The 19,224-nt window shown below is 29.8% G+C and carries 21 protein-coding genes and 1 riboswitch; of the genes, 14 read left to right on the top strand and 7 right to left on the bottom strand.

Annotation, left to right across the window (positions count from 1 at the left end; all coding sequences use genetic code 11):
* Nucleotides 1-66 precede the first annotated feature (66 nt).
* Nucleotides 67-975, top strand: coding sequence for a nuclease-related domain-containing protein (locus AB1J10_RS11650; protein ID WP_369003126.1), 909 nt, complete (start codon nt 67-69; stop codon nt 973-975).
* 452 nt (nt 976-1,427) lie between these two features.
* Nucleotides 1,428-2,264, top strand: coding sequence for an aldo/keto reductase (locus AB1J10_RS11645; protein WP_070658749.1), 837 nt, complete (start codon nt 1,428-1,430; stop codon nt 2,262-2,264).
* A 78-nt stretch (nt 2,265-2,342) separates the two neighbouring features.
* Here the strand turns inward: AB1J10_RS11645 and AB1J10_RS11640 are convergent, their stop codons facing one another.
* From AB1J10_RS11640 to AB1J10_RS11630, 3 genes are read right to left on the bottom strand one after another with little or no spacing between them, the layout of a single operon-like run.
* A complete protein-coding gene (locus AB1J10_RS11640) occupies nt 2,343-2,699 on the bottom strand; it encodes a fluoride efflux transporter FluC (protein WP_046207603.1) in 357 nt (118 codons plus the stop codon).
* Nucleotides 2,696-3,061, bottom strand: a complete 366-nt coding sequence (crcB, locus tag AB1J10_RS11635; RefSeq protein ID WP_046207602.1) for a fluoride efflux transporter CrcB — start codon at nt 3,059-3,061, stop codon at nt 2,696-2,698. The genes AB1J10_RS11640 and crcB overlap by 4 nt, the downstream gene beginning before the upstream one ends.
* Before the next feature lie 60 nt (nt 3,062-3,121).
* Complete coding sequence (locus AB1J10_RS11630; protein WP_107520797.1) at nt 3,122-3,427, bottom strand: hypothetical protein; 306 nt, start codon at nt 3,425-3,427, stop codon at nt 3,122-3,124.
* A 285-nt stretch (nt 3,428-3,712) separates the two neighbouring features.
* Between AB1J10_RS11630 and AB1J10_RS11625 the strand changes: the two genes are divergently transcribed.
* Nucleotides 3,713-4,426 carry a transaldolase gene (locus AB1J10_RS11625; RefSeq protein WP_046207600.1) on the top strand — a complete coding sequence of 238 codons (714 nt, stop codon included), beginning with the start codon at nt 3,713-3,715 and terminating at the stop codon, nt 4,424-4,426.
* 499 nt (nt 4,427-4,925) lie between these two features.
* A complete protein-coding gene (locus AB1J10_RS11620) occupies nt 4,926-5,375 on the top strand; it encodes a hypothetical protein (protein ID WP_369003125.1) in 450 nt (149 codons plus the stop codon).
* 4 nt (nt 5,376-5,379) lie between these two features.
* Here AB1J10_RS11620 and AB1J10_RS11615 read toward each other — a convergent pair whose 3' ends face one another.
* Together AB1J10_RS11615 and AB1J10_RS11610 are read right to left on the bottom strand one after the other, a co-directional pair.
* Nucleotides 5,380-5,802: a competence protein ComK gene (locus tag AB1J10_RS11615; RefSeq protein ID WP_046207598.1), complete on the bottom strand. Its 423-nt coding sequence runs from the start codon at nt 5,800-5,802 to the stop codon at nt 5,380-5,382.
* A 10-nt stretch (nt 5,803-5,812) separates the two neighbouring features.
* Complete coding sequence (locus AB1J10_RS11610) at nt 5,813-6,292, bottom strand: sigma-70 family RNA polymerase sigma factor (RefSeq protein ID WP_070039577.1); 480 nt, start codon at nt 6,290-6,292, stop codon at nt 5,813-5,815.
* Between the two features lie 221 nt (nt 6,293-6,513).
* On the opposite strand from AB1J10_RS11610, the gene AB1J10_RS11605 reads away from it, so the two are divergent.
* Both AB1J10_RS11605 and AB1J10_RS11600 read left to right on the top strand, forming a co-directional pair.
* Nucleotides 6,514-6,738, top strand: a complete 225-nt coding sequence (locus tag AB1J10_RS11605; RefSeq protein WP_369003124.1) for a hypothetical protein — start codon at nt 6,514-6,516, stop codon at nt 6,736-6,738.
* A 164-nt stretch (nt 6,739-6,902) separates the two neighbouring features.
* Nucleotides 6,903-7,757, top strand: coding sequence for an N-acetylglucosaminidase (locus tag AB1J10_RS11600; RefSeq protein ID WP_046207596.1), 855 nt, complete (start codon nt 6,903-6,905; stop codon nt 7,755-7,757).
* Nucleotides 7,758-8,152: 395 nt separating this feature from the next.
* Here the strand turns inward: AB1J10_RS11600 and AB1J10_RS11595 are convergent, their stop codons facing one another.
* Complete coding sequence (locus AB1J10_RS11595; RefSeq protein ID WP_046208326.1) at nt 8,153-9,082, bottom strand: osmoprotectant ABC transporter substrate-binding protein; 930 nt, start codon at nt 9,080-9,082, stop codon at nt 8,153-8,155.
* 161 nt (nt 9,083-9,243) lie between these two features.
* Between AB1J10_RS11595 and AB1J10_RS11590 the strand changes: the two genes are divergently transcribed.
* The 5 genes from AB1J10_RS11590 (at nt 9,244) to ribH (ending at nt 14,747) form a co-directional block, all read left to right on the top strand.
* Nucleotides 9,244-10,719 (top strand): FAD/NAD(P)-binding protein, encoded by a 1,476-nt coding sequence (locus AB1J10_RS11590; RefSeq protein ID WP_107365735.1) that lies wholly within the window; start codon nt 9,244-9,246, stop codon nt 10,717-10,719.
* Between the two features lie 394 nt (nt 10,720-11,113).
* Nucleotides 11,114-11,247, top strand: a riboswitch (FMN riboswitch).
* Between the two features lie 158 nt (nt 11,248-11,405).
* Nucleotides 11,406-12,449, top strand: a complete 1,044-nt coding sequence (gene ribD / locus AB1J10_RS11585; protein WP_107365733.1) for a bifunctional diaminohydroxyphosphoribosylaminopyrimidine deaminase/5-amino-6-(5-phosphoribosylamino)uracil reductase RibD — start codon at nt 11,406-11,408, stop codon at nt 12,447-12,449.
* A 6-nt stretch (nt 12,450-12,455) separates the two neighbouring features.
* Nucleotides 12,456-13,088 (top strand): riboflavin synthase, encoded by a 633-nt coding sequence (gene ribE, locus AB1J10_RS11580; protein ID WP_046208329.1) that lies wholly within the window; start codon nt 12,456-12,458, stop codon nt 13,086-13,088.
* Between the two features lie 10 nt (nt 13,089-13,098).
* Nucleotides 13,099-14,277, top strand: a complete 1,179-nt coding sequence (locus tag AB1J10_RS11575; protein ID WP_070658737.1) for a bifunctional 3,4-dihydroxy-2-butanone-4-phosphate synthase/GTP cyclohydrolase II — start codon at nt 13,099-13,101, stop codon at nt 14,275-14,277.
* Nucleotides 14,278-14,288: 11 nt separating this feature from the next.
* On the top strand, nt 14,289-14,747 hold the full coding sequence (gene ribH, locus AB1J10_RS11570) for a 6,7-dimethyl-8-ribityllumazine synthase (protein WP_107365731.1): 459 nt from the start codon (nt 14,289-14,291) through the stop codon (nt 14,745-14,747).
* Nucleotides 14,748-15,223: 476 nt separating this feature from the next.
* Here ribH and AB1J10_RS11565 read toward each other — a convergent pair whose 3' ends face one another.
* Nucleotides 15,224-16,225 carry a proline dehydrogenase family protein gene (locus AB1J10_RS11565; protein ID WP_107365729.1) on the bottom strand — a complete coding sequence of 334 codons (1,002 nt, stop codon included), beginning with the start codon at nt 16,223-16,225 and terminating at the stop codon, nt 15,224-15,226.
* A 267-nt stretch (nt 16,226-16,492) separates the two neighbouring features.
* Here AB1J10_RS11565 and AB1J10_RS11560 point away from each other — a divergent pair, with 267 nt between their 5' ends.
* From AB1J10_RS11560 to AB1J10_RS11550, 3 genes are all read left to right on the top strand, one after another.
* A complete protein-coding gene (locus tag AB1J10_RS11560; protein ID WP_046208333.1) occupies nt 16,493-17,317 on the top strand; it encodes an alpha/beta fold hydrolase in 825 nt (274 codons plus the stop codon).
* Between the two features lie 291 nt (nt 17,318-17,608).
* Entirely contained in the window at nt 17,609-18,565 is a 957-nt protein-coding gene (locus tag AB1J10_RS11555; RefSeq protein WP_064208814.1) for an L-lactate dehydrogenase, read from the top strand.
* Between the two features lie 148 nt (nt 18,566-18,713).
* On the top strand, nt 18,714-19,115 hold the full coding sequence (locus AB1J10_RS11550) for a transcriptional regulator, SarA/Rot family (protein WP_046208335.1): 402 nt from the start codon (nt 18,714-18,716) through the stop codon (nt 19,113-19,115).
* Nucleotides 19,116-19,224 lie beyond the last annotated feature (109 nt).

Genomic DNA, 19,224 nt, shown 5'->3' with positions numbered 1-19,224 from the left:
CTATCGAATGATGAACTCATATCTATTATAATTAAGTTACTGAACACATAAAGGAGCGTTGTTGTTATGAATTCATTTGGCTCGATGGAAATTGGACTAATCGTGGCAATTGTCGTAGCAGTTATTTGTTTGATCTTATTTTTAGTTGCTTTGAAAAGTAAGAAAAAAGCACAGCAGACCATTGAGGAGCAATACAAAACAAGAGAACAAAAACTTAACGATGAACATGATGAAGAGTTAGAAAAAGAAAGAATTGAAAATAAAAAGCAAGTTACTAAACAAAAAGAGGACTATGAAGCTACAGTAAATGCTAAAGAGCAAGAAATAGATGCATTAAAACTTTTCTCTAAAAATAAAAGTGAGTATGTAACGGATATGAGATTAATTGGTATTCGTGAACGCTTAGTTAATGAAAAACGTATTCGTCCAGAAGATATGCATATCATGGCAAATATTTTCTTGCCGAAAAATAACTTTAGTGATATACGACGTATAAGTCATTTAGTACTCACACGTACTGGACTCTATCTCATAGATTCACAGTTGTTAAAAGGTCATGTATTTAATGGCATTAATGCTAACCAATTCAAAGAACAACCGATGATGGAGCAAGTGTTTGAAACGTTAAATCTTGACAAACAAACGGCACAAACCTTAGTTATGGACCAAAATGATGACAAAGATTCTTTATCATTTGTAAATTATACGAATTATTTAAATGAAATTGAAAAACTAGCTGGTGAATTACAAACAGAATTAAACTTGAAATTCACACCGACATCAATTCTTTATTTTAATCCTAAAGATGAAGGTGCTGTGACAATTTCAAATTATGCACAAAGTACTAATTCTAAAGTGCTAGTTGGACCAGAACAACTTGATGAATACTTTAATAAGTTTGTTTTTCATGGTCGTATCCAGTACAATGTTGAAGATTTACAACGTGTGATGGATGAAATTGAAACATTTAACTAATTAAGTATCAAGAATATAAATCTTGTTATAATAGCTCATAAATGAATTTTTTCGAAAATTTATTTATGGGCTTTTTTACTTGTATTTTATAAGTGTGAACTTACTTTTCTACGAGCAAACTTTAATATAAATTATCTGGTTTGATTTGCCTATCAAAATATATGTATCTAAATTGCTATTTATTAATGTTATTCTAATTCTATATAATACCAATATATGTATAGGTCATTAAACAATAGGATTAAAATAACTTAACAAATGTGTTTTTGGTTTAGGAAAAGAATCGAATTTTTTTTAGAAGGTTATGACTATAGCTATTTGTTAAAAGTCTATATCTAAGTATATAAGTAATTTATTTAGACAAATTATTTAAAATTTAGGCATTTTAATTTAATTGTTTGATAAATTTGATTATTATTATAGATAGTTTAATAGTAAAGGGGAGTTTAAATTTGGAATTTGTAACATTTTATAATGGTAATGAAATGCCAATCATAGGCTTAGGTACTTTCCGAGTTGAAAATAACGATCAATGTAAGGATGCAGTAAAACATGCAATTGAAAATGGGTATAGACATATTGATACTGCAATGATATATGATAATGAGGAAATGGTTGGACAAGGCATTGCAGAAGGATTATCATCCACAGGATTAGATAGAAGTGATCTTTTTGTTACATCCAAATTATGGCTTGATGATTATGGTCGCAGCAATGTAGCGGAAGCTTATGAGACTAGTTTAAGTAAGCTAGGATTAGACTATTTAGATTTATATTTAATGCATTGGCCAGGCTTAGATGAAGCATTGATGATAGATACTTGGCAAGGTATGGAAGATTTGTATAAAAATGATAAAGTTAAGAATATTGGGGTTAGTAACTTTAATGCAGAACATTTAGAAGCATTACTTGCTCAAGTTTCAATTAAACCTGTAATTAACCAAGTTGAATTTCATCCTTATCTCACACAGTCAGAATTGAGAAGATATCTTGAAGTTCAAAATATACACGTAGAATCCTGGTCACCATTAATGAATGCACAAATTTTGGAAGATGCTACAGTTAAGTCAGTAGCATCAGAAATAAATAAAACACCAGCACAAGTTATAATCAGATGGAATATTGAACATGGAGTTGTAGTGATACCTAAATCTGTCACACCATCTAGAATTGAAGAAAATTTTAATGTATTTGATTTTGAATTAACTAAAGAACACATTGAACGGTTAGACAGTTTAAACGAAGATAAAAGAATTGGTCCTAATCCATCAGAGTATAGTGGACACTAATAGAGTAATTATATTTTGAATAAGACTGTAAATATAGTAGATTATAACTATATTTACGGTCTTTTCTTTTTATGTAAGTTAAATCATAAAATATCCTAATAAACATGAAATGAACGCTACTACATATTGTAAAATTGAATAAATAATAAAATGAAATATCTGTTTGTTTGGTGTTAACATTTGAACTAATTCAGATGATAAAGTTGAAAAAGTAGTTAGTCCACCAAGAATTCCAACAATTAAAAATGTGTTAATCCAAGTAACGTTTAAAGTCAGTCCCATGCATAGACCAATCAAAAAACTACCTAAAATATTTACGACAAGTGTTGCAATCGGGTAAGTACTATTAATTCTATTGTTAAAGAAATTAGTAACAAATGCACGAATAACTGCGCCTATTCCGCCACCTAACATAACTAAAAAAAACTGAGTCATGATAAACGCGCCCCCATTCTAACTCCAATATAACAAACCAATATACCTATGATATAGCTGAGTAAAGCATAGGTTACTAACATTACATATGCTTGTTGTTGTAATAATCCAACAAGTTCGAATTGAAACGTTGAAAAAGTAGTCAGTGCACCAAGTAATCCAGTAGTTATACCTTTTTTGAGTAGTGGATTGTTTCTAAAATACTGTATCGCTAAAGACCCTAATAAGCCCATTAAAAATGCACCTATGATATTCGCAAAAAATGTGCCAGTTGGAAATCCTTCAGTACTATTAAAAACAGATAATAAATAGCGAATGAATGCGCCAATGGCACCGCCAACAAAAATATATAAATATTGCACTATGATATCTTCCTTTCAAAAAAATAAACTACAAAAGTAGTATAACTTTTGTAGTAGGATTTAGAAAATAATACCAAATGTTGAGAGAGAAGCAATAATATGAATTGCTATCACAATTAATATTATATAAGGTAAGATTTTGCTAACTGGACGAATCCAGTCTGAATTTTCATGTAAATTTTTAATAGATTTATCAGAAAAGATAATAGCAAGTATTAAAATAATAGCATTGATAATACTACAAACAAAAATGAGTTTAATCATTGAATTAAAGTGCATATTTAATAGAGGGTTTCTAGTATTAAAATAAAAGCTAATTATAATTAAAATGCATGATAAATAAAAATAAAGTTTTGAACGTGCCATAATAACCTCCTAATGCAATTTATTAAGTTATAATACCATAAATTAACTTAAAGTTAACTAAATTTACAATAAGAAAAGTTTTTAGTTAATAACAATATAGATTATAAAGCTTGTTTTTAGTGATATTAGATCTGTTACTGATACTATTATTTTCAGAAATTAATCATTTATAAGCAGAAAAATAGAATTTATGAAATAAAGGTGGTATAAATAAAGTGTATGGTTTAAACCGTTATAAAAATAATTCTTTATAGAATTATTTATTTTAGTCAGGAGGAATTAGTAATGGCAAATTTAAATGTTGAAGTGTTTGCAGATGGTGCAGATATTGAAGAAATGAAAGCAGCTTATAAAAATAAACAAGTAGATGGTTTTACCACAAACCCAAGTTTAATGGCAAAAGCAGGTGTAACAGATTATAAAGCATTTGCCGAAGAAGCTGTGCGCGAAATTCCTGACGCTTCTATTTCATTTGAAGTATTTGCAGATGATTTAGAAACTATGGAAAAAGAAGCGGAAATTTTAAAACAATATGGCGATAATGTTTTTGTTAAGATTCCAATTGTAAACACAAAAGGTGAATCAACTATTTCTCTAATTAAAAAATTATCAGCAAACAATGTTCGTTTAAACATTACTGCTGTTTATACTTTAGATCAAGTTAAAGAAATTACTAATGCTGTAACAGAAGGTGTTCCAACATATGTGTCTGTATTTGCTGGACGCATTGCAGATACAGGAGTAGATCCAATTCCATTGATGAAAGAAGCAGCTGACGTTACACACAGTAAAAAAGGTGTGAAATTATTATGGGCAAGCTGTCGCGAAGTCATCAATGTCATCCAAGCTGATGAAGTTGGCGCGGATATTATTACATGTCCGGCAGATGTAGTTAAAAAAGTGAATAATAATTTAGGACGCGATATAAACGAATTATCTGTTGATACAGTTAAAGGCTTTGCAAAAGATATCCAAAGTTCTGGTCTGTCTATTTTATAGTCGTAAACGCAGTTAGTTCATTTCTGTAGCTACTCCCAAATGATGGAAAAAACACTTTCATTGAATTCATCATAAAATGAATTCTTATGAAAGTGTTTTTATTATCATCTACCTTGCTTATACACACTCAAAGTTAAAGTATAGTTACTGAAGTAAAAGTTATTTTATTATTAAGCAATTAACTAAAGTTATAATATTATGAATTAATAATGAATGAAACGAGTAAATAATGAGCGATTATAGAAGCGAAATCATTTACTATTGGGTAAGCGATGGAAAGTTGTATTTCAATTCATTGTTGGCGTTGATTAAAGTAGGATTGAATAAATTGAATTTATGTGGTTACTTGATTGAAATAAAAAACTATAGAATAGTATGGATAAGCAAAGGAAATATAATTTGATTGCAAAATTTTTTATAATATTATTGAAACCATAAGATAAATAACTTATCCTGTATATTGATAGTATAAGTGTGATACTTTTAAGGAGAAACTTTAATGAAAGTAAATATTTTTAAACAGAAAGTTAAAAAGCATTTATGGTTTTTAAATAAAAAAGAAAAACAACAACTAGATCAAGTGTTATCGAAAGTCTTGGATAAAAACCATGAGGAAGAACTCAATCGACCGATTGCGTTTTCCAACCAATTTTTGAAAAATTATATCTTTGAAGAAAAGGTAGTTTCATCAGCTTATTTCTTCATGTTATTAATTGGTATTTTAATTACATATATTATTTTATTAGGATTATTCTTATTTGCTTTATTGACAAGTTTGTCGTCAGTCCAATTTTTTATTAAACCAGAAGTTGATTTATCTAGTATTATCGTTGTATTGACACTCATAGGTGCGCTACTATTATTGGTGATTAGTCTATACTTAATTAAGGTCGCAACAGGTTATTTTACGAAGAAGCTATTAGAATATAAGCATAATAGAGCGCTATGATGCGTTAAATTAAAAGGTGAGAAAGTGTGATGCTTTCTTGCCATTTTTTATATACAAAAGTGTAGGGTGCATCTACAATGATGAATGTAGCATTTTCAAAATAAATTGTTGTTTGTTCATTATTTGATTTAATCCCAACAATCGCATTTGCATTGATATAATATTGCAAGGGTGCGCGTCTCGCTTTAAGCGGAAATAAAGTAATATCTGGATTAATAAATATAGGGACCATTTTTCTGATTTTTAAAACTTGTTTAGCTTGTTTTGTTTGATAAGATAGTGATAAACCATAGGTTTCTAGAAGGTAAGTAAGTGTAGGCATGATTGAAGTAGGATAGTGAAATTGATGCGTGGTATATTGCCCGACTGTTATGATTTCATTTCCAACAACGGATTTGAGGTATAATAATTTTGTAAACTTTGTCATTTGCCAACTCCTATTTTTGATTTATTCCGTAATATTTAATGTATTTTATTTGCACCTTTTTCCGATAATTTTTTATTGTAGAAACAGAGCAGTTCAATATTGATGCAATCTCAAATTGTTTATAGCCTAGCAATTTTAAGTTAAGCCAATTTTTTTCATTAGTAGTTAATAGTTGCAAAAACTGTTGGTATATAATTTGATGATTCATTTGATCAAACAGGATATTTTCTCGTTCTTTTAAATCTGGAGAATTTATTGTAATTTCTAATTGTTTCTGACTGCGAAACAAATCAATCAAATAGCAATTCAAACGAAAATATAAAAATTGTTGTAATGAGACAGAATGATGGGGAGAATACTTCTGTGTTAGTTCCCACATTTTGATAGTGAGTAATTGAGTATATTCTTCTCGATTATACTTAATATGGTATTTTTTTAATAACACAAAAATAATAAATTTGAATTGAAAATATGTTTGTTCGAAGGACATGCTGTAACTCCATTGTTATATATATAACTTTTATTTCCGGATGCAATCATTTTATTTTAAAATTTAGTAATTTTCATTTGCTAAATAATGATAATAGGTGTTAAATAGAGTTAATAAGATAGATAAAATTTAAGTTTTATAACATCAACGCGTATTCAACTTAAAGATATAACACTTTAGAGTTTTAGTATTATCTTCGGACAACAAATCAGGAGGTTTATATGGATTACGCACATTTAAATTTAGAATATTTTTTTGCGAGACATGATGATTTAGATATGATTAAAGATAAATCAGACTTTGTTATGATAAATAATCTAACAAAAGAAATGATGTACCGCGATGGTGAAATTGAAGGAACAATTGATTTAAATCGTTATTATTATAAAAACAGATCCCAAGCAGTAAGCTTTGTTATGATGGAATATAATAAAAGTCAAGAGTAATGAAATTAAAATTTCATTACTTTTTTTATGAATATGTAACAACAAACATATTAAATTGTACGTTCAACTATTTAGTGTTAGAATTTAAATTTAGATAGTCTCTTAAAGTATATTTTAATAAAGAGAGGACTTAATATTCTTATTATTACCTATGAGGTGTGGACATGACGAAGCATAAGAAAGGCTCAATACTATCAATTATTGGCTTATTGGTAGTGTTAGTGATAGCTGTTGTCGTTGTATTTTCAATGATTTCAGATCAAATCTTTTTTAAAAAGGTTAACCAACAAGAAAAAGTAGAACAGCTCAATATTACTTTAGATAAAGCATCAAAAAAACAAATCGATAATTATACTAGCCAACAAATTTCAAATAAAAATAATGATTCATGGAGAGATGCGTCTTCAACTGAGATTAAAGCAGCAATGGATAGTAATAAATTTATTGAAAGTGAAACTCAAAAATATCAATTTTTAGAATTAGATAAATATCAAGGAATTGATGAAAATAGAATAAAAAGAATGTTAATCGATAATCCAGTACTATTAGAACATTCAGACGATTTCATAAAAGCAGCAAAAGAAAAACATGTAAATGAAGTATACTTAATATCACATGCATTGCTTGAAACAGGATCAGCTAAAAGTGAATTATCGAGTGGTGTTGAAATTGATGGCAAGAAATATTATAACTTTTTTGGGGTCGGTGCACTTGATGAAGATCCAGTGAAAACTGGTGCTGAATATGCTAAAAAACACGGTTGGGATACACCAGAAAAAGCAATTACTGGTGGTGCTAATTTTATACATGAACACTTTTTATCAAATAAAGATCAAAACACATTGTATAGCATGCGCTGGAATCCTAAAAACCCTGGTGAACATCAATATGCTACAGATATTAAATGGGCTGAAAGTAACGCAAGCCTAATGTCAAATTTTTATAAAGATATGAAAACAGAAGGCAAATATTATAAATATTTTGTATATAAAGATGATAATAAACATAAAAAAGAATGATCTATGATTTTAAATATAATTAATTATAACAAATGAAAATGATTGAGTTTGTTATACGAACTAAAGAAGGACTAATCCGTAGGAAAAATGGATTAGTCCTTTTTGAATACATAAATGATTGATTTTTGATATTTACATTAGTTAGTAATTTATATTTTATAGACATAGGTAATCGAATTCCGTAAACTGTGAATTAATTATCAAGATGAACGAGAGATCTTAAAGTAGTAAATATTATTTAGCTTTATTTTTCTGTCCAAATAATATAAAAAGCATAATCGTTGATATTATCACTTTTATAATGAATTTCATTAAATCACTTCCTTACTATGTAGCTATAGTAACACTAATCGATTAATATCACATAACATTAAATATAGAATTACACTTGAAATTTAATTTTCATCTTCGAAATAATTGTGTTTTTCTAAAAATCTTTTGGCTACAATTGCTGGTTCTTTACCTTCACCATCTGCTTCATAGTTTAACTTTTGCATTTGTTCAGTACTAATTTTATCATCTAATTTATTAATAGATTTTTTAATTTGTGGATGCTTTTGTAATAATTCATTTGGAGCGACCGCGCTAGCATCATATGGCGGGAAAAAATTTTTATCATCCTTAAGTACAACTAAATCATACGCTGCAATTCTTCCATCTGTTGTATAACCAAGTGCAACATCGAGTTTATTATTTTTTAACGCGTCGTAAACTAGTCCAATTTGCATAGGTTTTAAATCATTGAAACCAAAACCATAATGTGCACGGAATGGTGCATAACCATCGCCACCTCTCTTGATCCATGTCGTATCTGTACCAACTCTTACTTTATCTTTTACTTTTTTTAAATCTGAAACGGTATGTAAATCATATTTTTTTGCGGTTTCTTTAGTAACCATAAAAGCAAAAGTATTTTCAAATCCATAAGAGTCGAAAAACGTTTGATCAAATTTTTGATTGAATAATTTTTGAGTTACTGACATTGCTTTTTGAGTATTTGTAATAGGTTGTTGTTCTAAAGCCCCAACCAAATCAGTACCAGTGTAGCGTGTACTTGATATGTCGGCATCTCCGCGAAGTAATGCATTATGCTGTATTGTAGCTGAACCTAAGTTGTTAATAATCGATCCAGTAATCTTTCCTTTTGTATCATGTTCTATTAAATCTTTAAGCATATAAGCCATGATTTGAGATTCACTCGTAGCTAAAGCAGAAATTTTAACTGAGTTTTTAGATTGACCGCCGCCTAAACCAGGTAAGTCACAACTTGCTAATAAAATTGAACTAACAATCAATAAATAAATTATTCTTTTAAAAAATTTCATGTTTTAACTCCTTATATGTTTTAGAAATCTTTTTTGATACAACATTTTTATATTAACATATATATTAATTTTGTATAATGGTGGCATAGTCCATTAATATGTAATATCAATTAAATACTTGATATACTAAGTATAAATTAATTAAAGTAAGGATGAGTGAAATGCGTATAGCTATCATTGGTATGGGTACCGCAGGTGTTAGTTTGTTAAAAGAATTAGTTAAATATAATGAATTCGAACAAATGGAAGTAGACGTTTATGATAACCCTAAAAACATGGGGCAAGGTGTGCCTTTTCAAAATGACAGCGACCAATTATTAATCAATTTACCTGCAAAACAAATGTCTTTAAATTTGAATAATGAGCGAGAATTTTACGAATGGTATCAACATCAATCTATATTTAAATTTTCTAATCCAGAGTATCTACCCAGATTTATTTTTGGACACTATATGAAAGATTATTTGGAAACTTATCATAATCAATATAGTAATATTCATATGATTAAAGAAGCAGTATTAGAAGTGTATATAGAATCTAATATTGGTGATACGCAGGTTGAATATGTTGTCTGCACATCTGAAAATTTAGAGAAACGCCGACGTTATGATATTGTATTTTTAACAATCGGTACGATGTCCTATCATGACCCATATCAATTAAAAGGAACGCCAGGTTACATAAAAACACCTTATCCAACTTATGACACATTAAATGAAGTTGATAGTACTGATAGAATTGCCATTATTGGTACTGGCTTAGCAAGTTTAGATGTCATTCGATTTGTAACGGCACATCATCCTAATTTACCTATTACAGTGACGAGTCGTAAAGGTCATTTACCCAGTGTTAGGGGAAATATGCCAGAAATTCAATTTAAATATCTTACTCCAGAAAAATTTAATGAAATCAAAAAAGAATATTTTGGAAACGTACCTTTGGACGAGGCATTGGCATTATTTAAAAAGGACTGTGAATATTATGATATTCCAATAGAAGCATTAGTACACAGAAGGCAAGGCGACCCGATTTTGGATTTAACCTATGATTTACAGCATGCCGAAGTGCTAGGGAAATTTCAAAGTATGTTAGAATTAACAAAAGAAAATTTAAATTGGATTTGGAACAGTTTCAGTAGAGAGGATCAGAAGATATTCTTAGAAAAATACCAATCTATATTAAAAGAAAATTCGAATCCAATGCCTCCACGTACCGCGAAATTAATTATCGATCATATCGAAAAAGGGCAAATTGAAATCAAAAAAGGGTTGGAAGACGTTAAATATGACGGGCATCAATTTTGTTTTAAATATGAGGATGATTTTAAAGCAATTGATAAATTTGATATTGTCATTAATGCTACTGGTTCAAAATCACATTTATCAGAATTAGACCAAGATGATCAACTGATTCTCAATCTGGAAAATAGGCAAGTAGTCCAAGCACACCCACTAGGTGGTATTCAAATCATTCCAGAAACAAATCAAATTATAAGTCCACGTTATGGTACCTTAAAAAACATGTTTGCTTTAGGTCAAGTTACAAATGGAATTAATCAATCACGTAACGGCGTTATGATGATAGTAAAACAAGCTGTAAGTGTGGTAGAGAATTTGTTGAATGCTAAGCATGATTGATTATGTAGTGTAGTATACAAACGAATGTTTATCTAATTTAGATGAATCAGTAAAATATGAATTATGTTTCTGAATGAATTTAAATCCGGTTTCATTTTGAGGAAAGTAAAAGAGTAATTTTTGCAAGATGTTCGTTCGTTTTTGGTTTGAATTATAAAAATATTAAATAAGTATAGCATTTAATCATTTATGAAAATATTTTAAGATGTAAATTTTTGATGAATGGATTTGTAAACCAACTTATAAGCATTGTGAAGTTAAGAATATAAGCAAGTTGTTACAGATATAAAGCCGACTTAGATAATATGAATTGTTTTTTGTTGAAATATATAGTACGATAACGTTGTAGCTTTCAAAAGTTACTTTGACTCAATCATCAATTACAATTTCATAAATATTCTTTCGGGGCAGGGTGAAATTCCCAACCGGCAGTAAATTAAGCCTGCGACCTGCATTTGTTTTGGCAAATGTGGCTGATCTAGTGAAATTCTAGAGCCGACAGTAAAGTCTGGATGGGAGAAAGAATGAAGTATAACAAAAAGGCACTTATACAAGTGTTTATTTAACGTACATTTTTCTAAAAATTGGAGAAGTGTATCCAAATTTAAGTAAATTATGTTATATCTAAATACATCCCACACCTGAAATGAGTTTCAGGTGTTTTTTTATTACTAAGAGGTGATTATATGAGTCAATATTTAAATTATGCAATTCAATTGGCGCAGATGGTAGATGGCCAAACTGGTGTGAATCCTCCTGTGGGTGCAGTTGTGGTAAATCAAGGTAGAATCGTCGGTATTGGTGCACATTTACGAAAAGGTGACAAACATGCCGAAGTACAAGCTTTAGATATGGCAAAAGCAGCAGCAAATGGAGCGACAATTTATATATCTTTAGAACCTTGTTCACATTATGGTTCAACGCCACCATGCGTAAACAAAATTATTGAATTTGGTATTTCAAAAGTTGTTTATGCTGTTAAGGACACAACCTTATCGTCTAAAGGTGATGAAATTTTACAAAATGCTGGAGTGAAAGTCGAGTTTCATCATAAGCCAGATGCTGAAGCATTATACAAAGACTTTTTTATTACTAAGCGACAAGGCGTTCCTGAAGTTACTGTAAAAGTATCTTGCAGTTTAGATGGTAAACAAGCTACTGATAGTGGTGAAAGTAAATGGATTACCAACAAAACTGTTAAACAAGATGTATTTATGCTCAGACATAAACATGATGCAGTAATCACCGGGACTGGTACGTTAAACGCAGATAATCCACAATATACTACTAGGATTGAACAAGGTAAACAACCTATACGTGTGATACTTTCAAAATCTGGAGAAGTCGATTTTACTTTAGACATTTTTCAACAACCGACGACGCCAATATGGATTTTCACAGAAAATAAAAATTTAAAAAATCAAAATAAAAATATAGAAATAATATATTGTTCAAATTGTACGATTGAAAATATTTTAAAGCAGTTATATCAAAACGGGATTGGACGTGTTTTGGTTGAAGCAGGTCCCACGATTACTTCAGAATTTCTCCAATCTAACTTTACAAATGAACTCATCTTATATTACGCCCCGAAAATAATAGGTGGTTCTGGTGACAATCAATTTTTCAAAACAAAAAATGTCTTTAATTTATCAGACGTTCCTCAATTTGAAATTGTAAATTCCAAAATGCTTGAGCAAAATATTAAATTAGAATTGCGAAAGAAGTGAATAATTATGTTTACTGGTATTGTCGAAGAAATAGGAACTATAAAAAAAGTTACAACACAACAAGCGGTTGTTAATTTAACAATTGATTGTAGAACAATTTTATCTGACATGCATATTGGTGATTCTATTAGTGTAAACGGTGTATGTTTAACTGTTATACAATTTGATGAACGGTCATTTTCAGTCCAAGTAATCAAAGGTACTGAGAATAAAACCTATTTGAATCAATTAAATCAATCCGCTGAGGTGAATTTAGAGCGAGCAATGAGCGGTTCAGGAAGATTTGGAGGTCATTTTGTACTTGGCCACACTGATGAAGTAGCTAGAATTACTAGAATACAAAACTCAGATAATTCTAAAATTGTAACTATTAAACCATCTACTTCTGTGATCGATCAAATGGTACAACAAGGTTCAATCACCGTAGATGGCGTTAGTTTGACAGTATTTCAATTACGAGATACAGAATTTGATATTCATCTTATACCAGAAACAAGAAGATCAACTATCTTAAATCAAAAACGTGTTGGTGACCTAGTACATATTGAAACAGACATGTTGTTTAAATATGTAGAAAAAATAGTTGGTAAAAGTGAAAAAGGTTTAAGTTTAGAAAAACTAAGCGCTTTTGGATTCTAGGAGGGGTAAAATGCAATTGGACAGTATAGATTTAGCACTTGAATCACTAAAAAAAGGTAAAAGTATCATTGTAGTAGACGATGAAAATAGAGAAAATGAAGGAGATTTAGTAGCGGTTACTGAATGGATGTATGATAATACTGTTAATTTTATGGCTAAATATGGAAGAGGATTAATTTGTGCACCGATTAGTAAAAAAATAGCTGAAGATTTAGAACTTCATTCAATGGTCAATCATAATTCAGATGTATATGGCACTCAATTTACAGTTAGTATTGATCATATTAACACTACAACTGGTATCAGTGCTGATGAAAGAATGCTCACTGCAAAAGCATTAATCGATAATAGTACAACAGCAGAAGATTTTAATAAACCAGGCCATTTATTTCCATTAGTTGCTCAAGAGAATGGTGTATTGGCTAGACGTGGTCATACTGAAGCCTCTGTAGATTTAGCTAAATTAACTGGCGCAAAACCGGCAGCGCTGATTTGTGAAATTATGAATGACGATGGTTCAATGGCAAAAGGTGATGATTTAGAAGCATTTAAAAATAAGCACAATTTGGTAATGATATCTATCGAAGATTTGGAAAAATATAGAAAGCAATCTGTTTCGTCTGTTGCAGCAAAAGCTAAAATAAAGTTGCCTACTGAATATGGTAATTTCGATATGTATGGTTTTACAACAAATGATGGTGAAGAAATTGTAGCAATCACAAGTGGTAATATTAACGAAACAGAGAATGTACGTATACATTCTGCTTGTTTGACTGGAGATATTTTTCATAGTCAAAGATGTGATTGTGGTGAACAGCTTGCTGCATCTATGAAATACATTGATAAAAATGGAGGCGTTATCCTTTATTTACCTCAAGAAGGTAGAGGAATCGGTTTAATTAATAAATTAAGAGCATATGAATTGATAGAACAAGGATATGATACGGTTACAGCAAATATTGCACTCGGTTTTGATGAAGATTTAAGAGAATACCAATATGCTGCTGAAATTTTAAAATATCTAGGTATCAAACGTGTGAATTTATTAAGTAATAATCCTAAAAAATTTGGAAGTTTGGAGAATTACGGCATTGATATTGCCAAAAGAATTGAATTGGTAATACCATCGAACCAATATAACCAAGCTTATATGAAAACAAAAAAAGAGAAAATGGGTCATTTAATATAGGAGGAATAAACATGAATTTTGAAGGTAATTTAATAGGATCAGATTTAAAGGTAGCGATTGTCGTAAGTAGATTCAACGATTTCATTACGAATCGTTTGCTAGATGGTGCTAAAGACACTTTAGTTAGACACGAAGTGCCTGCAGAAAATATTGATGTTGCATATGTGCCTGGGGCTTTTGAAATCCCATTAGTAGCTAAAAAATTAGCTCAAAAAAGTGATTACGATGCAGTAATTACTTTAGGTTGTGTGATTAGAGGTTCAACGTCACATTATGATTATGTATGTAATGAAGTAGCGAAAGGTGTTTCAAAAGCGAATGATATTTCAGATACAACAGTTATCTTTGGAATTTTAACAACTGAAAATATTGAACAAGCTGTAGAACGTGCAGGTACAAAAGCAGGAAACAAAGGGTCTGAAGCGGCAGTAAGTGCTATAGAAATGGCAAATTTATTGAAAAAAATTTAATGATTCAAGTAATAATTAGTAATGTCATTTAAAAATAAAAATTAGGTCAGAACTCTAGATATCATTTCCTCTGCTCAAAATAAGAGTCAGGCATATAAATCCAAAAAATAGCACTCAGATGATTTAATTCAATTCATCTGAGTGCGTCTTTTTATTCAATACTTCATATTGTTGGCTCGCTTTCTTTGGGGACAGCTTTAGCCTGTAGCAGCTTGTCCTATACTTCGAGAGACTTGCTAAAATACGTCATATTTGTCAAAGAACTATATGATTCAAACAAAATAATTTTGAGAAAGGGGATTTATGTCCCAGCCTCTTTTGTTTTAAATTTTTGTTTTTGCTCGTCATACTTGGACTATAAATATCGTTTGCATAATCCGTAATCATTCACTTATTCATAAATATGATATTACATTTGATTATTTTAACAACATTTTTAAAAGGTTTAAATTACATACATTTTAACCATAAAATTTTTATTTTTTTAATTTTTTGTATAGCCATGCACTTAATGCTCCAATAGTTGACAGAGCTCCAACGACTACTCCCATTTTTTTCAACACTTCGGGTTTCATAATTTCTAAAAACATTAGATTTAAATTTTGAGGTCGTTCTGCTAATCTTCTCATAAAGTAACTAAACCAATCATCACCGTATGGAACATAGATACAGAAATGATTGCCTTCGCGCGCTAGTGATTCTGCCAATTCTGAGCGGAAACCATACAACATCTGAAATTCATAGTTATCTTTTTCAATATTATTGTCTTTAATAAACTGTTTAATATGTGTGATGATAGCATCATCATGTGTAGCAATAGAAGTGACATTTTTCGCATTTAAAAGTCGCTTTTTAATTAAGCGTATGTAATTATCGTCAATTTCTTCTTTAGTTTGATAGGCGATGTTTTCATTTTCTTTATATGCACCTTTGACCATACGTAATCGTAATTCTGGGTATTTATCGACGAGTGCATTTGCTTTATATAAATATCCTTGTATAACAGTTCCTACATTTTTAAATTCGCCTTTTAATCGGTCTAAAACTTGTGTAATATCAAATAAGCTATCATATTTTTCAGTGTCTATATTAATATGCATATTACCAAAATCGTTAGCTTTAAGTAATATTTCACGTAAATTACGATAAGCAAGATCAATGTCAAACTCAGAACCTAATTGGCTGATTTTGATAGACATATGACCATCTAAATTATGATTGTTGATAGCATACATCACTTCTAATATTTGGTCTTTTGCTTGTATTGCCTCACCTTCATTTAAAACAAATTCACCAAGACAATCTACTGTGACAGTAATCCCTTTGTTATTTAAACGTTCAATTGTGTCCACTAATTCTGGAATAGTGTTCCCTGCAACTACTTTCTTGGCACCGAACATAGGACCAATTTCCTTAGCTGCTTTATTTAAAAATGGATTGTTAGATAATCCTATAAAAAAATTTTTCACAATTGGCATATTAATTCCTCCCATTCTGCTTATGGCTGTTCTTTCAATAATAGTGTAGCATGAATCTAATAGTAATGAAATCGTTTACAATAAAATTTATTACACTAAATATTATATACTACACGATAACATTGTCTCACGCTTTAGCTATGAGTTATAATCATAAAGTTATAGGCACACATAACAGTATGATTTATGCGTTAAAAATGGAAAAAGTACATCATATTTTGATACAATGTAGTTATTGAAATTATTGTAGAAGGGGAAGTATGGAATATGTGGAAATGGGAAACAGAAAACGAGGCAAAGGGTGTCATTGTAATCGCCCATAACATGCTCGAACATACAGGTAGATATGCATATGTTATAACAATGCTTCGTAGAAATGGCTACCATGTAATCATGGGTGATTTGCCTGGACAAGGTCAAACTACACGTGCTAATAAAGGACAAATAGCAAACTTCGAAGTATACCATGAACATGTGCTTGAATGGATTAGAATAGCTAATGAGTATAAACTTCCGACTTATTTTTTAGGTGTAGGCCTTGGTGGGCTTATCATTTTAAATTTACTTGAAAAAGTGGAAGTGCCTATTGAGGGGCTAATGTTGATTTCTCCATTATTAGAATTCAAGAAAAATAAAAAAACTAGAAAAGATAAAATTGTGTCGAATGTAGGAAAATTAACTAAAGATACAAGATTTAAAATAGGTATTACAATTGAAGATTTAACACGTAATGAGGAGGTTATTGAAGAGGCAAAAGCGGACCAACTCATGCTTCAGAAAGTTACGTATCATTGGTATAAACAAATCATTGAAATCATGAAAGAAACTGTTACACATTTAAAAGATATTAAACCACTTCCTTTATTATTAATGTATGGACTAGAAGATAAAGTGTCTGATATTTCTACTATGAGTTTAATTAAAGAAAAAATTACTACAGAAGAGTTATATTTTAAAGCTTGGCCTGGGTTGAATCATGAAATACATAATGAACCTGAAAGAGATGACGTAATGCGCTATGTTCTAGCATTTCTTAATAATAGCGCTAGTAATATTGGTTTTATTGTACATGATGAAAATGAACTTTCATAATTTATATAATAAATGATGGAATCGGATCTTGAGTATCATTTTATAAAATGCTTAATAAGTCTAAACAACCATCTAATTGATACAATTATGACTTAACAATCATTGATAAAAAGAGTGAATAAATTTAATCTGTCGTTGATTTTATTGACACTCTTTTATTTATAAAAAATAATGTGAAAAAAATCACAATAAACATTGATTTTTAAAATAATAATTGTTATATTTATAATGTGAAAAAAATCACATTAATCTTTAGTAATATTTACTTTGAATTAAAAGGAGCGACTTAGCATGAAAATTGAAAAAGGGAATAAAGTGGTTTTAATAGGTGATGGAGCAGTTGGATCAAGTTATGCTTTTGCAGTAGTTGCACAAGGTTTAGCTGATGAATTAGTAATAATTGATTTAGATGAAGCAAAAGTTAAAGGCGATGTTGCAGATTTAAATCATAGTGCTCCATACGGTGATTCACCAGTAAAAGTAAAAGCTGGTAGTTATGAAGATTGTAGTAATGCTGACTTAATTGTCATTACTGCAGGAGCTGCACAAAAGCCAGGCGAAACGAGATTAGATTTAGTAGAAAAAAATACAAAAATATTTAAAGATATTGTCACTAAAATTATGAGCACAGGCTTTAATGGCATTTTCCTTATAGCAACAAATCCAGTGGATGTATTATCCTATGTAACACAAAAAGTTTCAGGATTACCGAAAGCTCAAGTGATTGGATCAGGTACAATACTAGATACCGCACGATTTAAATTTGAACTAGCACAAGAATTTGGTGTGTCCCCTTGGAGTGTGGATGCACAAATTATTGGTGAACATGGTGATTCTGAATTAGCGATATGGTCACAAGCTAATATTGCTGGTCAACCATTATACAATTTATTAAATGATAACCCTGATAAACAACATAGAATAGATGAAATATTTACCAACACAAGAGATGCTGCTTATGAGATTATCCAATCAAAAGGGGCAACTTATTATGGCATAGCAATGGGATTGGTACGTATTACACAAGCAATTTTAAAAAATCAAAATGTAGTCTTGCCAGTTTCTAGTTATTTAGAAGGTGAATATAAACAAGATGATGTTTATATTGGAGTGCCTACATTAATTAATAGAAATGGTGCAGTTAAAGTATATGAGACGCAATTAAATAGTGAAGAAAGTGAAAAGTTTGAAAATTCTGCCATAATTTTGAAAGATATGCAAAATAAAATCAAACAACTAATTGCATAATTCATAATTTAATTTTAAACTGTATATAAGATTAATTTTATTGAAAATATCAAAATTTATTCCGATATGAATAAATTTTGCATTGAATGAATTTTTGGTAAATTAATTTTACATGTTTAACTTTATATTATGATTGGGGGATATTTCTATGGGGAAGACAATTGCTGATATGGTAGATAGTGTCCTTAGATTGGAATATGTACTTAAAGATATTGAAGAAATCTTTGAAAAAGTACAGAAACAATATAAAATGTCAAAAGAAGAAATTTTAATTCTTTTAACACTTTGGGAAGAAGGATCAATGACGCTTAAAGAAATGGATAATTATGTTAAAATAAAATCTTATAAACGTACAAGAACGTATAATGATTTAGTTGAGAAAGCGTGGATTATTAAAGAAAGACCTGTGAACGATGAACGTACGGTAATTATACATTTCAATGAGGATTTAAAAGATCAAAGGGAAGAACTTTTAAATTGTTTTAAAGCAGAAATAAGTGAAAAATCATCTACTATACAATCTAGTCTTAAATCTATCTTAAAATTATAGGGAATAATTATAGTTACAAAATGAGAAGTTAGACCCAATATAGTATTAGGTAATCAATATCTATACTAAAGTAAAAATGCATCTCCATATAAATGGAGATGCATTTTTA

This window comes from Staphylococcus cohnii species complex 1663 (assembly GCF_041008415.1).
Lineage (GTDB): Bacteria > Bacillota > Bacilli > Staphylococcales > Staphylococcaceae > Staphylococcus > Staphylococcus ureilyticus.
This window is presented reverse-complemented; position numbering and strand designations above follow the sequence as displayed.